Annotated in this window: 18 protein-coding genes; 11 read left to right on the forward strand and 7 right to left on the reverse strand. The window is 76.4% G+C overall.

The annotated features are described in order from the left end of the window. Positions 1–85: 85 nt before the first annotated feature. Positions 86–1,126, reverse strand: a complete 1,041-nt coding sequence (locus CCE01nite_RS07520) for a hypothetical protein (RefSeq protein WP_141372137.1) — start codon at positions 1,124–1,126, stop codon at positions 86–88. Positions 1,127–1,335: 209 nt separating this feature from the next. Then, entirely contained in the window at positions 1,336–1,935 is a 600-nt protein-coding gene (locus tag CCE01nite_RS07525; RefSeq protein WP_246056365.1) for an LURP-one-related family protein, read from the reverse strand. Between the two features lie 122 nt (positions 1,936–2,057). Between CCE01nite_RS07525 and CCE01nite_RS07530 the strand changes: the two genes are divergently transcribed. Then, positions 2,058–2,504 (forward strand): ribosomal maturation YjgA family protein, encoded by a 447-nt coding sequence (locus CCE01nite_RS07530; protein ID WP_218026454.1) that lies wholly within the window; start codon positions 2,058–2,060, stop codon positions 2,502–2,504. Here the strand turns inward: CCE01nite_RS07530 and CCE01nite_RS07535 are convergent. Together CCE01nite_RS07535 and CCE01nite_RS07540 are read right to left on the reverse strand one after the other, a co-directional pair. Then, complete coding sequence (locus tag CCE01nite_RS07535) at positions 2,438–4,555, reverse strand: elongation factor G (RefSeq protein ID WP_141372139.1); 2,118 nt, start codon at positions 4,553–4,555, stop codon at positions 2,438–2,440. The genes CCE01nite_RS07530 and CCE01nite_RS07535 overlap by 67 nt on opposite strands. A 122-nt stretch (positions 4,556–4,677) precedes the next feature. After that, positions 4,678–4,911 (reverse strand): hypothetical protein, encoded by a 234-nt coding sequence (locus CCE01nite_RS07540; protein ID WP_141372140.1) that lies wholly within the window; start codon positions 4,909–4,911, stop codon positions 4,678–4,680. Positions 4,912–5,162: 251 nt separating this feature from the next. Here CCE01nite_RS07540 and CCE01nite_RS07545 point away from each other — a divergent pair, with 251 nt between their 5' ends. Beyond that, positions 5,163–5,795 carry a hypothetical protein gene (locus CCE01nite_RS07545; protein ID WP_141372141.1) on the forward strand — a complete coding sequence of 211 codons (633 nt, stop codon included), beginning with the start codon at positions 5,163–5,165 and terminating at the stop codon, positions 5,793–5,795. A 46-nt stretch (positions 5,796–5,841) separates the two neighbouring features. Here CCE01nite_RS07545 and CCE01nite_RS07550 read toward each other — a convergent pair whose 3' ends face one another. Further along, a complete protein-coding gene (locus CCE01nite_RS07550) occupies positions 5,842–6,231 on the reverse strand; it encodes a nucleotide pyrophosphohydrolase (RefSeq protein WP_218026455.1) in 390 nt (129 codons plus the stop codon). Positions 6,232–6,443: 212 nt separating this feature from the next. On the opposite strand from CCE01nite_RS07550, the gene CCE01nite_RS07555 reads away from it, so the two are divergent. Next, positions 6,444–7,310 carry an SDR family oxidoreductase gene (locus tag CCE01nite_RS07555; protein ID WP_141372142.1) on the forward strand — a complete coding sequence of 289 codons (867 nt, stop codon included), beginning with the start codon at positions 6,444–6,446 and terminating at the stop codon, positions 7,308–7,310. Between the two features lie 143 nt (positions 7,311–7,453). Here the strand turns inward: CCE01nite_RS07555 and CCE01nite_RS07560 are convergent, their stop codons facing one another. Then, positions 7,454–8,023 carry a hypothetical protein gene (locus CCE01nite_RS07560; protein WP_141372143.1) on the reverse strand — a complete coding sequence of 190 codons (570 nt, stop codon included), beginning with the start codon at positions 8,021–8,023 and terminating at the stop codon, positions 7,454–7,456. A 286-nt stretch (positions 8,024–8,309) separates the two neighbouring features. Between CCE01nite_RS07560 and CCE01nite_RS07565 the strand changes: the two genes are divergently transcribed. The 8 genes from CCE01nite_RS07565 (at position 8,310) to CCE01nite_RS07600 (ending at position 13,318) form a co-directional block, all read left to right on the forward strand. Beyond that, positions 8,310–8,726 carry a VOC family protein gene (locus CCE01nite_RS07565; RefSeq protein WP_034632448.1) on the forward strand — a complete coding sequence of 139 codons (417 nt, stop codon included), beginning with the start codon at positions 8,310–8,312 and terminating at the stop codon, positions 8,724–8,726. 49 nt (positions 8,727–8,775) lie between these two features. Further along, a complete protein-coding gene (locus CCE01nite_RS07570; protein WP_034632444.1) occupies positions 8,776–9,876 on the forward strand; it encodes a Gfo/Idh/MocA family protein in 1,101 nt (366 codons plus the stop codon). A gap of 142 nt (positions 9,877–10,018) precedes the next feature. Further along, positions 10,019–11,017 carry a TIGR03557 family F420-dependent LLM class oxidoreductase gene (locus CCE01nite_RS07575; RefSeq protein WP_034632441.1) on the forward strand — a complete coding sequence of 333 codons (999 nt, stop codon included), beginning with the start codon at positions 10,019–10,021 and terminating at the stop codon, positions 11,015–11,017. 3 nt (positions 11,018–11,020) lie between these two features. Then, entirely contained in the window at positions 11,021–11,392 is a 372-nt protein-coding gene (locus tag CCE01nite_RS07580) for a hypothetical protein (protein ID WP_034632438.1), read from the forward strand. Between the two features lie 58 nt (positions 11,393–11,450). Beyond that, entirely contained in the window at positions 11,451–11,822 is a 372-nt protein-coding gene (locus tag CCE01nite_RS07585) for a VOC family protein (RefSeq protein ID WP_034632434.1), read from the forward strand. A gap of 232 nt (positions 11,823–12,054) precedes the next feature. Next, on the forward strand, positions 12,055–12,231 hold the full coding sequence (locus CCE01nite_RS07590) for a DUF1272 domain-containing protein (protein WP_084142826.1): 177 nt from the start codon (positions 12,055–12,057) through the stop codon (positions 12,229–12,231). Between the two features lie 44 nt (positions 12,232–12,275). Then, on the forward strand, positions 12,276–12,854 hold the full coding sequence (locus CCE01nite_RS07595) for an endonuclease V (protein WP_211254583.1): 579 nt from the start codon (positions 12,276–12,278) through the stop codon (positions 12,852–12,854). Next, positions 12,851–13,318 carry a GNAT family N-acetyltransferase gene (locus CCE01nite_RS07600; RefSeq protein ID WP_052104293.1) on the forward strand — a complete coding sequence of 156 codons (468 nt, stop codon included), beginning with the start codon at positions 12,851–12,853 and terminating at the stop codon, positions 13,316–13,318. The genes CCE01nite_RS07595 and CCE01nite_RS07600 overlap by 4 nt, the downstream gene beginning before the upstream one ends. A 27-nt stretch (positions 13,319–13,345) precedes the next feature. On the opposite strand, the gene CCE01nite_RS07605 is transcribed toward CCE01nite_RS07600, so the two are convergent. Beyond that, on the reverse strand, positions 13,346–14,122 hold the full coding sequence (locus tag CCE01nite_RS07605; protein WP_034632428.1) for an isocitrate lyase/PEP mutase family protein: 777 nt from the start codon (positions 14,120–14,122) through the stop codon (positions 13,346–13,348). Between the last annotated feature and the right edge of the window lie 16 nt (positions 14,123–14,138).

The raw sequence follows: 14,138 nt of genomic DNA on the forward strand, positions 1-14,138 counted from the left end.
CGCCTCGGGCGGGACGGACGCGCGGGCGCGCCACCGGAGCCGGGCGCACCCCGGTCGAGGGCCGCGAGGCCCCGAGGGGGCCGGGTCAGCTCGTCGCGACCGGTCCCGCGCCGCCCGGGAGCGGCACGCCCGTGTCGGGGATCGCGCCCGGGAGCAGCGTCTCGGGGACGACCCACGAGGCGACGAACTCCCCGACGGCCGAGCCGGCGGTCGCGAGGGACGCCGGGTCGACGCCGAGCGTGACGACCACCGCGGCGAGCAGCGCGAGCGCGACGAGGTCGGCGCGGCGGACGGCCCGGCGCAGGCCGGTGCGGGTCGGTGCGGTCACGGCCTCTGTCCGGGCGGCCACCCGGGCCCGCGACCCGCGGGTGCCCGGCCGCACGGAGCTCGCGGCGGGGTCCGGCTGGTCGAGCGCGGCGGTCGTGAGCAGGTCGGGACCCACCCGCCCGCCGAGCTCGCGCGAGAGGCGACGGCCCAGGTCCGCGACGTCGTACGGGCTGAGCCGCACCGGCAGCCCCGCGAGGTGCGCCCCTAGGCGCTCGCGGCCGACGACGAGCAGCCCGGCCGACGTGCGCACGGGCCCGGCGGCGCCGGGCGGGCACACGACCGCCGTCACCGCGCTGCGGTGCGCCGGGCCGACGAGCGCGGTCACCGCCGCGACGGCGTCGACGAGCGCGTGCAGCTCCCGGTCGTGGACCCGGCCGCCCTGGTGCGGGAGGCCCGCGGTCACGGTCAGGTCGGCGGACCACCGCGAGCCGTCGACCACGACGACCCCGCCGGGACCGATCACGATCTCGTCGAGCAGCACGCCGGGGCGACCGGGCCAGTGCAGGTCGTGCAGCGAGGTCCAGCCGTGCGCGCGCAGGCCGTCGACCGTCCGGTGCGCGCGGGGGTCGGGTCGCGGTCCGCGCGCACGGGAGCGCCCGACGGGCCGGTCGCCGCCGCGGGTGCGGTCGCTGCGGCCGTCGCCGTCGCCGCGGTCGGCGCGCGCGAGGGCGTCGGCCAGCGCGTCGGCCACCGCCCGGCTCGTGCCGTCGGGGGGCGTGGCGCCGTGGTCCCGCCGCCGGCGGTCGAACCGCCGTGCCAGCCGGCCCGTCCGCTCCTGCGCGTCGTGCCCTGCGTCCATGCCGCTCACCGGACCCTGCCTGCCCTCACGTGCCCCCACGTGCCGCGTGCGCCGCACGCCCGGGAGTCGCTGATGTCGACGGCGTCCCCGGGGGACGGCGCCGGGCCCGTCGTGGGCCCACCGTGCTCATCGGCGCGGCGGCCGGGCTGATGACGCACGGGGCGGGCCGGCGACGGGTGCGGCGGGGTGAATCGCGGGCGCGGGGGCCGTCAGCGCGACTGCAGCACGTCGAGCGCGACGGCCATCGCGGCGGCGACCCGGCCGTCGAGACGCCCGCCGGGCACGCTGATCGTGTACCGGTCGCGCAGCGACATGCGGCGCTCCGACGTCATCACGACGTGCCCGTTCGGGTCGGTGAAGTCGAAGTGGAAGACGAACGGCACCGGGATGTCCCCGAGGATCGGGATGACCTCCCACACACGGCGCAGGATCGCGATGTTCGCGTTGCGCTCCTGCCCGACGGCGGTCACGCCGCGCGACTCGAGGTGCCACGTCGAGCGCAGCAGCGACTTGCCGAAGTCCTTCCGGAACGAGCCGATGGGCAGGCCGGTCGCGTCGGTCACGTCGTACGTCGCGCCGAGGTCCATGCGCTGGCGGGCCTTGAACCCGAAGACCGGCGTGGTGCGCGACTCGTCGGTGTAGAAGGTGACCTGCTCCTTGAACGCCATGCGCTTCTGCTGCGCGACGGCGAGCACGGGGCCGGGCTCGTCGTTCGGGCCGAGCGCCCGCACGACGTAGCGGTTGACCATCATGGTGACCTTCTGCTCGACGGCGAACCGCTCGATGCCGGTCAGGTCCTGTGCGCTCACGATGCTCCTCGATGACGGGCTGAGGGCAGAAGCCTGCCACGTGACGTGCGCGTCCACGTGGGACTCGTGGAGGTTCCGTGGATCCGTCCCGGTGCGCGCCCGCGCGTCGCCATGCTGGCGGGGTGCGCCGCCGACCCGCCCTCGCCGTCGCCGCGCTCGTGACGGTCGCGGCGGGGCTCGCGGTGCGGTCCGCCGGGTCGGCCGGGGTGCTGGGCGCGGTCTCCGGGCCCGCGGGCGACGCGCTCTACGCGGTGCTCGTCTACGCGCTGGTCGGGGTGCTCGCGGTGCGCGCCCGGCCCTGGGTGGTCGCGGCGGCCGCGTGGGCGCTCAGCGCCGCGGTCGAGACCGCGCAGCTCACCGCGCTCCCGGCGGCGGTCGTCGGGCTGTGGGAGCCCGCGCGCTGGGTGCTGGGCACGACGTTCCACGCGCCGGACCTCGCGTCGTACGCGGTCGGTGCCGTGCTCGCGGCGCTCGTCGACACCGCGGTGACGCGGCGTCGGCGTCAGCGCGCCCGCGACACGTGGGCCAGCGAGCCCCCGCCACCGGCCGCGAGGCGGTCGACGAGGTGAGCGGGCACCACGTCGTCGTGGTCGTGCTCCGCGACGAACTGCCCGCGCCCGCCCGTGAGCGAGCGCAGCTCCAGGACGTACCGCGCGAGCTCCGCCTCGGGGACGAGCGCCCGGATCTCGTGCCGGCCGTCGTCGAGCGCGGTCGTCGCGACGATGCGCCCGCGGCGCGCCGAGAGGTCCCCGAGCACGTCGCCCTGCGACGCCGCCGGGACGGTCACGGTGACCGCCGAGACGGGCTCGAGCACGACCGACCCGGCCGTCGTGAGGGCCTCGCGCAGGCCGTGGCCCGCGGCGGTGCGGAACGCCATGTCCGAGGAGTCGACCGAGTGGTACTTGCCGTCCGTGACCTCGACGCGCAGGTCGACGACGGGGTAGCCGTGCGGCCCGCCGGCGGACATGGCCTCGGTCAGCCCGCGCTCGACCGCGGGGAGGTACCCGCGCGGGATCGCGCCGCCGACGACCGAGTCGACGAACTGGAACCCGGACCCGCGCGGCGCCGGCGAGACGGTCAGCTGCACGACGGCGAACTGCCCGTGCCCGCCCGACTGCTTCTTGACCTTGCCCTCGACGCGGACCTCGCGCGCGATCGTCTCGCGGTACCCGACGCGCACGTCCTCGGCCTCGACGTGCACCCCGAACTTGCGGGCGAGCCGCTCGAGCGCGACGGCGAGGTGGGTGTCGCCGATGCCGCGCAGCACGGTCTGGCCCTGCCGCCCGCCGCCCGAGCCCCCCGTTCGGTCCACCCGCAGCGTCGGGTCCTCGCCGACGAGCCGGGCGAGCGCGCCGGAGAGCTTGTCGTCGTCGGCCTGGGTGACCGGGCGCAGCGCGAGCGCGAACGGCGCCGGGCGCTCGGGCGGCCCGGGGACCCGCACGGGCGTGGTGCGCGAGCCCAGCGCCGTCCCGGTCGGCGACGCCTGGAGCTTCGCGACCGCGACGACGTCGCCCGCGACGACCTCGGTCACCGGCACGTGCTCCTTGCCGCGCAGCGTGAACAGCCCGTGCAGCCGCTCGTCGGCGCCCGTCGTGGTGTTCACGAGGTGGTCCTCCCCGCGCACGGTCCCGGAGAGCACCTTGAGCAGGGACACCTGCCCGACGAACGGGTCGGCGAGCGTCCGGAACACGAACGCGAGGGGGTCGCCGGCGGGGTCGGCGTCGACCGTGACCTCGGTGCCGCCGACGAGGACCGTGCGCGGGCGGTCCGCGGGCGACGGGCCGAGCGTGCACAGGTAGTCGGCGAGGCGGTCGACGGCGACGCCCGTGATCCCCGAGCCGACGAGCACGGGGACCTCGAGCCCGTCGCGGACCTCGTGCGCGAGCGTGCGGCCCAGCTCCTCGCCGGTCGGCACCTCCCCGGCGAGGTAGCGCTCGAGCTGCTCGTCGTCGCCGCTGACGATCTCCTCGGCGACCTCGTCGTGCAGGCGGTGCTCCTCGGCGGCGACGTCGTCGGGCACCGGGCACGCGTGGTGGCGCCCGTCCGGGTCGTACGCGAGGCCCTCGTCGGACAGCACGTCCGCGACGCCGTGGAACGCGTCCTCCTCGCCGAGCGGCAGCTCGAGCGGCACGATCCCGGCGCCGAACGTGCCCCGGAGCTGGTCCAGGACGCGGTGGAAGTCGGCGCGCGGGCGGTCCTCCTTGGTCACGAACACCAGGCGCGGGAGCCCCGCGGCGACGCAGCGCTGCCACGCGTGCTCGGTGCCGACCTCGACCCCGTCGACCGCGCTGACCACGATCACCGCGAGGTCGGCGACCTGGACGCCGGCGTCGACCGCGCCCACGAAGTCCGCGTAGCCGGGGGTGTCGAGCAGGTTGACCTTGTACGTCTGCCCGTCGGGCGCGGCCCACTCGAACGGCGCGACCGCGAGGGACAGCGAGATGCCCCGCCTGACCTCCTCGGGCTCGTGGTCGCAGACCGTGGACCCGTCCTCGACGCGGCCCGGCCGGGGGATCGCCCCGGCCCGGTGCAGCAGCGCCTCGACGAGCGTCGTCTTCCCTGCGCCGCTGTGGCCGAGCAGCACCACGTTGCGGATCCTCGGCGTCGTTGCCGTGCCCATGCGAGCTCCCCGTTCCGGAGGTCGACCTGCGACCAGGCTAGCCACCGACGCAAGACACCCCCAGGACGTGGGTCCCAGGGGTGTCTCGGTGCTGTGCGGGGTGTCGGGGGTGCCGGGCGGCGTCAGACGCGCGAGCGGACGTCCTGCCAGGCCCACTCCTCGACGGCGCGGCGCTGCGTCGGGATCGTGAAGAAGCCCGCGATCGTGTTCGGCACCTCGACCTCGGGCTCGTCGGTCCAGAAGACCCACCCGCGGGGCGCGCGCGGCCAGCCCGGGTCCGGGATCCAGCCCTTGGGCGGCGTCCAGCCCTCGGGAGCCGGCGGCCAGGTCGGCGGGCGGTGGTAGCGACGGTTCACGTGAGTGCCTTCCCCCTGCGGTCCAGGACGTGTCGATGTCCTGCGGGGTCCTTATCGGGTGGTGGGCGGGCCACCTGAAGGATTCGGGAGGACCTGTTTCCACGGTAACGAGCGGGTCATGTGGTGGTCTGGGACGCAGGGCCCAGAGCGAGGGCGACGCGGTGCCGTATCACCGGGTGGACGCCGGTGTATCTGCAGGTGGGGACGGCGCTCCACGTGGGTGTCCGAGGCAAGGGGAGGGGTGTGCCGTGGTGCTGGAGCAGGTGGAGACCGTCGACGTGGCCGCGTGGTGGGAGGCGCAGCTCGACGGGTCCCGGGGGGTGCGGCGGCGGCCGGGCGGGACGCTGGGCCCGCGGGGCTGGACGGCGGCGGCCGCGACCGCCCTCGCGCCGTACACGACGTCCGTGCACGTGCCGTACGCGTACCACGACTACCGCCCGTACGGGTCGACGCGCACGGTCCACGAGGTCAACGGCGACGACGGGTTCGTGCGCTTCGCGGGCCTCGGCGCCGACGTCGCGGCGCACCTGCTGACGCTGCTCGACGAGCCGCAGCTGGCCGTCCGGCAGGGCGACGGCCCGACGCTCGGGTCGCTGCTGCGTGCCGCCGTCGCGCACCCGGGGGTCGTCGAGGTCTACGGGTACGCCGTCGGGCCGCGCGGCGCGGGCGAGCGGGTCGTCGCCGAGGGGGCCTTCCTGTACGCGCTGCCCGAGCTCCAGGTGCCCGAGTGGCCGCACGACGGGCCGTGCGAGTGCACCGCCCTGTGGGACACGGCGCGCGAGCGGTACGGGGTCGACGACGCGCTCGGCATGCCGCAGGAGCTCCAGCGGCGCACGAACCTGTGGCGCGCCGGGGAGCTGTGCTGGCGGCTCGGCTGGGAGTGAGCCGCGCCGGGCGCCCGCCGGGCCGCGCCGGGCGCCCGGTGCGCGGTCAGGACTTCTCGGGGATGCGGCCGCGCCACTCGTCGGCCACGAACCGGCGGTGCGAGCCCGCGAGCTTGTCGCGCGCCGCCGGGCCCAGGTCGACGCCGAGCACGTCCGCGAGCCGCAGCAGGTAGACCAGCACGTCCGAGAGCTCCTCGCCGATGCGCTGCCGGCGCGCCGGGTCCGCGAACCGCTCGACCGCGCCGTCGGCCGGGACCCACTGCAGCAGCTCGGCGAGCTCGCCGACCTCCCCGACGAGCGCCAGGGCGAGGGACTTGGGGTCCTGGAACGGCGCCCACTCCCGCTCGTCGACGAACTCGCGGATCAGGCGGGTCAGCTCGGCGATCTCGGGCTCGGGGCGCTCGTGCGGGGACGTGGGGGAGGGCTGCTGGGTCACGGCGCCAGCCTGGCACGCGGGCGGCGTCGTCCTCGAGACTCCCGCGCTGCTCGTCGCCGGAGGCGGGCGACGACGGCTGCCCACCGCTCACGTGCTCGCGCGCTCGAAGAAAAGTTGAACGTTCATCATCGATTCCGGGAAGCAGCGCGCGCCGTGCGCCGTTGTGCCGGTGCCGCACGAGCGGCCCCCACGCACCACCCGGAGGAGCACCCATGTCCGTCGTCGTCACCGGAGCAACCGGCCACCTCGGCCGTCTCGTCGTCACCGAGCTGCTCGCCCGCGGGGTCCCCGCGGCCGACGTCGTGGCGACCGGGCGGCGCGTCGAGGCGATCGCGGACCTCGCCGCCCAGGGCGTGCGGGTCGTCGCGTCCGACTACGCCGACCCGGAGTCGCTGCGCGCGGCGTTCGAGGGGGCCGGCGCGGTGCTGCTGGTGTCCGGCAACGAGGTCGGGCAGCGCGTGACGCAGCACGGCAACGCGATCGAGGCGGCGAAGGCGGCCGGCGTCGGGCACCTCGTCTACACCAGCGCTCCGCGCGCGACGACCTCCGACCTCGTCCTCGCGCCCGAGCACAAGGCGACCGAGGAGCTCCTCGCGGCGTCCGGCCTGACGACGACGGTCCTGCGCAACAACTGGTACACCGAGAACTACGTCGCGACGCTCGAGCAGGCGCGGGCCACGGGCGAGCTCGTCGCGAGCGCCGGGGACGGCCGGGTCGCGAGCGCCACGCGGGCCGACTTCGCCGCCGCAGCCGCCGCCGTCCTCACGACCCCGGGGCACGGGGGCAAGGTCTACGAGCTCGGCGGCGACACCGCGTGGACGCACCACGAGCTCGCCGCCGCGATCGGCGAGGTGCTCGGGCGCGAGGTCGTCTACCGGCCCGTGAGCCCCGAGGAGCACCTCGCGGTCCTGACGACCGCCGGGCTCGACGAGGGCACCGCGGGGTTCGTCGTCGCGCTCGACGGCAACATCCGCGACGGCGCGCTCGCCGACGTCACGGGGGACCTCTCCCGGCTCACGGGACGCCCGACGACGCCGCTCGTCGACGGCCTGCGCGCGGCGGTCGAGCCGACGCGCTGAGCGGGGCCGGGCGCCGGGCCACGCGCTGAGCAGGCGTGCAGCTGCCCGGCGGTCCGGCGGTCCGGCGCATCCGGACCGCCGGGCGGGCACCCCCCACGCGTGCCCGCCCGGCCACTCGTCGTGCTCGACGGCGAGCCTGCAGGTCAGGGCTTGGCGGGCGCCTTCGCGGCGCGGCTGCCGCCCTTCGCCGCCGGGGTGCCGGTCGACGGCTGCGCCGGCGCGGCGGGTGCCTCGGCGGTGGCGGCCTTGCGCTGCGCGTTGCGCTCGTGCGCCCGCTCCGCCACCTCGGGGCCGACGACCCCGCCGTCGCGTGCGTCCGCGGCCACCGACTGACCGAACGCGGCGGACGCCGGGAGCTCGTGGTCGGGACCGGGGACGGCCGGCTCGGGCGTCGGCTCGACGGGGACCGCCGTTGGCTCCGGTGCGGGCTCGACGGGGACGGCCGTGGGCTCCCGCGTCACGGTCGCGACCGGCTCGGGCGTGGCGGTCGCGGCGGGCTCCGGGGTGACCGTCGCGACGGGCTCGGGGGTCGCGGTCGGCTCGCTCGTCGCGGGCTGCACGACGGCGCTGTCGACCGGGCCCGCGACCGCGTGCGCCACGGGCACCGCACCGGCGACGGCGGCACCGGCGACGGCGAGGCCGAGGGCCGCCTTGCCGGGCACTCCGAGGCCACCGATCTTCGCGATCACGGCGGCAAGGGTCAGCGTGCTCATGGGACCTCCCGAGTCCGGCGCCCGCAGGTCACACCGGACGGGTGGGGGACGCGCTGTCCGGGCCATCGACGCGGCCGGCGCCGCGGGTACGGCGGGGAGGGCCTTTCACCCGGGTGAGCCCGCTGCCTCCGGACCCGGCGGCCGGTACCCCGACGCTCCCGTCGCCAGGGGCCGGCGTCCGGCGTCCGGCACGCGCGCGCACCCCAGCCCGAGAGGGCGGAGCCCTCGGCGCCCGGGTGCACGAGGGTCCGCCCGCCGCCACGATGGGCCCGAGGAGGTGTGCCGCATGAGCGTGGCCGAGAGCAGGCCGAGGGTCCGTCAGGTCGTCCTCGACACCACCGACGTCCGCGGGCTCGCGGAGTTCTACCGCGAGCTGCTGGGCTGGGGGTACCGATCGGGGGACGAGCCACCGCCGCCGGGCGAGCCGGACCGTGCGGACTGGTTGGTGCTGCGCAGCGAGGCGGGCGTCGGGCTCGCGTTCCAGCAGGTCGACGAGCTGCCCGAGGCCACCTGGCCCGAGGGTCCGCGGCCGCAGCAGCTGCACCTCGACATGACGGTCGAGACGCCCGAGGAGCTCGACGCGCAGCACGAGCGCGTCCTGCTGCTCGGCGGTCGGCTGCTGCTCGACCGCCGGGACGATCCCGACGAGCCGCTGCGCGTGTACGCCGACCCGGCCGGGCACCCGTTCTGCATCTTCGTCTGACCACGACCCGTCGAGCCCGGTGCGGCCCCCCCCGGGCTAGCGTCGGCGCATGGGTGCGCAGGGGGTCCCGTTCCGGTTCGGCGTTGTCGGCAGCGGCTGGCGGGCCGCGTTCTTCGCGCGCATCGCGCGGCAGGTGCCCGAGCGGTTCGCCGTCGCGGGGGTCGTGACGCGGACCGCCGAGCGGGGCGCCGAGGTCGAGCGGGACTGGGGCGTGCCGACGGTCCGCACGGTCGCCGGGCTCGTGCGCGGGGACGCGGGTGCGCGCCCCGACCTCGTCGTCGTCAGCACGCCGTGGGACGTCACGCCGGGGGTGATCCGGGAGCTCGTCGCCGCGGGCGTGCCGGTGCTCACCGAGACGCCGCCCGCGCCCGACGCCGACGCGCTCGACGCCCTGTGGCGCGACGTCGGCGCGTCGGGCCTCGTCCAGGTCGCCGAGCACAGCCCGTTCCTGCCGATGCACGTCGCGCGCGCGGCGCTCGCCCGGCGCGGGCTGCTCGGGGAGGTCACGTCGGTGCAGGTCTCCTCGACGCACCGGCACCACGCGGCCGGCCTCGTCCGGCACCTGCTCGGCACCGGTCTGGCGGACGTGACCGTGCGCGCCCAGGCGTTCACCGCGCCGCTGCTCGACCCCATGAACCGCGCCGGTTGGACGGGCGCGACCGAGCCGCGCGACGCCCGCACCGTGCTCGCGACGCTGGACTTCGGGGAGCACGGCAGCGCGCTGTACGACTTCACCGACAACCAGTGGCACAACCCGCTGCGCGCGGACCGCCTCGTGCTGCGGGGCTCCGCGGGCGAGCTCGTCGACGACCGGCTCGTGCGCTGGACCGACCCGCGCACGGTCGTCGGGTCGCGGCTCGTGCGGCGGCAGTACGGGATCGAGCAGGACATGGACGGCTTCGACCTCGACCACGTGAGCCTCGACGGCGAGGTGCTCTACCGGAACCCGTTCGTCGGGGCGCGCCTGGCCGACGACGACCTCGCCGTCGCCGGGCTGCTCGCGGGGTCGGCCGACTGGGTGCGCGGCGAGGGCCCGGCGCCGTACCCGCTCGCGGACGGCAGCCACGACCACCGCATCGGGCTCGCGATCGAGGAGTCGGCGCTGACCGGCGAGCCGGTTCGGGTGGTCGCGCCGGCGTGGGCCGTCTGAGCGAGCGGCCGACCGACCGGCGGGACCCCGGAGCGAGGCGGGGGCGCGGCACTGCTGCCGACCTCGACGCCGGACGCCCGATGCCCGACGCGGCTGCGCAGGTCCGGATGCGACCCTCCGGGGCCGGTGCCACGGTGGACGCATGACGCGATTCGGGTACACCCTCATGACCGAGCAGTCCGGCCCCAAGGACCTCGTGCGCTACGCCGTCGCGGCGGAGCGCCTGGGGTTCGACTTCGAGGTGTCGAGCGACCACTTCTTCCCGTGGCTCGACGAGCAGGGGCACGCGCCGTTCGCGTGGACGGTGCTCGGGGCCGTCGCGCAGGCGACCGAGACGGTCGACCTCATGACGTACGTGACCTGCCCGACGGTCCGGTACCACCCCGCGGTCGTCGCGCAGAAGGCCGCGACGCTCGCGGTGCTGTCGGACGAGCGGTTCACGCTCGGGCTCGGCGCGGGGGAGAACCTCAACGAGCACGTCGCCGGGCAGCGCTGGCCCGCGGTCGGCGAGCGCCACGACATGCTCGAGGAGGCCGTCGAGATCATCCGCGAGCTGCTCGCGGGCGAGCGCCTGACGTACGAGGGCGACCACTTCCGGGTCGACTCCGCGAAGATCTGGGACCTGCCCGAGCGGCCCGTCGAGATCGGCATCGCGGTGTCCGGTGCGCAGTCGATCTCCCGCTTCGCGCCGCTCGCCGACCACCTCATCGCGGTCGAGCCGGACGCCGAGGCGTTCGACGCGTGGGACGAGGCGCACGGCCCCGTCGAGCCGGGCGAGCCGAAGCCGCGCAAGATCGGCCAGATCCCGATCAGCTGGGACACCGACGAGGACGCCGCGGTCGCCCGGGCGCACCAGCAGTTCCGCTGGTTCGCGGGCGGCTGGAAGGTCAACGCCGACCTGCCGACGACCGAGGCGTTCGACGCCGCGAGCCAGTTCGTGCGGCCCGACGACGTCGCCGAGCAGATCCCGTGCGGCCCCGACCTCGACAAGATCGTCGAGGCGGTCTCGGCCTACTGGGAGGCCGGCTTCACCGACATCGCACTCGTGCAGGTCGGCGACGAGAAGCAGCAGGAGTTCCTCGACACCGCCGCCGGCCCGCTGCTCGACCGCCTGCGCGCCGCGGCGCCGTCGGAGGGCTGAGCCGTGGCGGTGACCGCGTTCGGGGACCTGCCGCTCGCCGACCGCGACCGGGAGTGGGACGGCGCGGCGGCCGAGAAGCGGGTGCGCGCGTGGGCGAAGGCCGACGACGAGCCCAACGAGCGGTACCGCGACGCGCACGTCTGGTACGACGCCGACGCGAAGGAGAACTTCGGCTCGTACAAGCTGCTGGTCGCGGACGTCGTCAACGGGAAGCTCGTGGCGGTCCCGCGCGGGGTGTTCGCCGCGGCGGCCGTCATGCAGGGCTCGCGCGGCGGCGTCGACCTGCCCGCCAAGGACGTCGACCGCGTGAAGAGCCACCTCGCGAAGTACTACGCGAAGCTCGACGAGACGGCCCCCTGGGACCGCGACGACTGAGCGACGGCCGGGCCCGGCACGCCGCCGGGCCCGGCCGCGAACCCTTCGAGGAGGACCCGTGCGCGTGCACCGCATCATCCCCAACCTCCATGTGCCCGACGTCGGCGCGACCGCGGACTTCTACGCCGGCTACCTGGGCCTGAGCCACGAGGACCTGGGCCTGGGGTGGGTCACCCGGTACGTCGCTTCGGCGGCGGAGGACGGCGCGACCGCGGGTGCCGAGCTCCAGGTGGTGACCCGCGACGGATCCGCGCCGCAGGACGCGGTCGCGTCGGTGCTCGTGGACGACGTCGACGCGGCGTACGACGAGGCGCGGGCGCGGGGGTACGAGATCGTGCACCCGCTCACGACCGAGGCGTGGGGCGTGCGGCGGTTCTTCGTGCGCGCACCCGACGGGAACGTGCTGAACGTCGCCGCGCACCGGCGCTGACGCCGCGGGCGCGGGTCGGAGCCCGGACCCGGCGGCGCGGCGCGGCGCGGCGCGGCGCACAGGCTGCCGCCGGACGGCCTCCCCGGCGGTCGGTGTGTCGGTGGGTCGGTGTGTCGGGGCGGAGGGTCGACGGTCCGTGGCGGTCCTGCTGCTGGTGAGGGCCTCACCCGGCGACCAGGCTGGGCGCCGCGGTGCACCGGGCGCCGCGACGGGTGGGAGGCGGGACGCGGCCATGGAAATGCGACCGGCGTGCGAGCGCTGCGGGGTGGACCTGCCGGCGGCGTCGCGCGACGCGATGGTCTGCAGCTTCGAGTGCACGTTCTGCCGCGGGTGCACGGAGCAGCGGCTGGGCGGCGTCTGCCCCAACTGCGGCGGCGAGCTCGTCCGGCGCCCGACGCGCACCGGCTGACGCCTCCCGTACCCTCGGCGTGACCGAGCCGGTGGGAGGCCGTCGTGACGCTCCACCCTGGTGCGCGCCCCGGGCGGTACGGCGTGTGCGACGTGCACTACCCCGACGCCGGCGGTGCGGTCGCTGCGCTGGTCGTGGCCGAGGACGTGGCGCTCTCGACCGTCCTCGCCGAGCACGTGGCGCTCCTCGTGCAGGTCGCGCCGTACGAGCCGGGAGCGTTCTTCGAGCGCGAGCTGCCGGCGCTCCGAGCGGTGCTCGCGTGTGTCGACGCTCTCGACCTGCTCGTCGTCGACGGGTACGTCGACCTCGACCCCGAGGGGCGCCCGGGGCTGGGGGCCCACGTGCACGCCGAGGTGGGCGTGCCGGTGATCGGGGTCGCGAAGACCCGGTTCCGCGCCGCGTCGCACGCGATCGAGGTGCGACGCGGGTCGGCGGTCCGGCCGCTGTACGTGACCGCGGCGGGCATGCCGGCGGAGCGAGCCGCCGCGCTGGTCTCCGCGATGGCGGGGCCCCACCGGATACCGACGGCGCTGCGCCGGGTGGACGCGATCGCCCGCCGCCCCGAGCTCGCCGGGGTCGCCGGGGTCGCGCTGGGCCCGACGACGCCGGTGGGGCTCTCGTGAGCGACGCGGCGCCGTCCGGCCCCGGTCCCGCTCTCGTCGTCCGCGCCGCCGAGCCCCGCGACCTCGCGGCCGTCACCGCGCTCGTCCGCGAGCTCGCCACCTCGTTCGTGCCCGACGCGGACCGGGTCGCCGCCGGGTTCGCGGAGCTGCTCGCCTCGACCGCGGGCGGCGGTGCGCACGGGCGGCTCACCGTGGCGGAGGAGGGCGAGCGCGTCGTCGGCTACTGCCTCGCCGCGACGCACACGACCCTGCACGCCAACGGTCCGACGGTGTGGGTCGAGGAGCTGTGCGTCGACGCCACCTGCCGGAGGCGCGGGACCGGGTCGGCGCTCATGGCGGACGTCGAGGACTGGGCGGTCCGCCTCGGCGCTGCCGTCGTGGCGCTGGCGACCCGGCGGGCCGGTGCGTTCTATGCCGGGCTCGGGTACGAGGAGTCGGCGGCGTACCTCCGCAAGGTGCTCTGACGCGGGCCGTCGTAGCGCGGCGAGCCGTCAGTTCAGCTTGCGCGTCCCCGCCGGAAGCGCGCCGCCGCCGTGCACCGCGGTCGTGAGGTCCGCGAGCGCGGTCAGCGCGACGTTCTGGCTCCACGGTCCATACGAGACGCGCGCGACGCCGAGCCGCTGCAGCACGTCCAGCGGGAGCGACCCGGGGACGGCGATGACGTTGACCTTCCGCTCGCCGAGCGCCTCGACGAGCCGGGTCACCGTCGGCTCGTCGAGCAGCCCGGGCACGAAGACGGTCGACGCGCCCGCGTCGAGGAAGGCCCGCCCGCGCTCGACCGCCGTGAGCAGCACGTCCTCGCGGTCCTGGTCCCCTGCGCGCAGGAACGCGTCGGTGCGCGCGTTCAGCACGAACGGGACGCCGGCCTTCTCGCCCGCGGCGACGGCGGCCTCGACCGCACGCACGGCGTCGTGCAGCGGCTTCATCTGGTCCTCGAGGTTCGCGCCGACGACGCCGACGTCGATCGCCCGCGCCACCGTGCCGCCCGGGTCGCCGTAGCCGGCCTCGAGGTCGGCGGTGACGGGCAGGTCGACCGCGGCCGCGATGCGGCCGACCGCCTCGATCATCAGGTCGCGGGGGATCCGCTCGCCGTCCTCGTACCCGTACGCCGCGGCGATCGAGTGGCTGGCGGTCGCGAGCGCCCGGGTGCCGGGGACGTCGGCGACGACGCGCGCCGTGATGACGTCCCAGACGTTCACGAGGAGCAGGAGCTCCGGGTCGGCGTGCAGACGCTGGAGCTCACGGGCCTTCTCGACGATGGAGGTCATCCCGTCAACGTAGCGG

Origin of the sequence: Cellulomonas cellasea, assembly GCF_006538745.1 — a bacterium.
Classification (GTDB): domain Bacteria; phylum Actinomycetota; class Actinomycetes; order Actinomycetales; family Cellulomonadaceae; genus Cellulomonas_A; species Cellulomonas_A cellasea.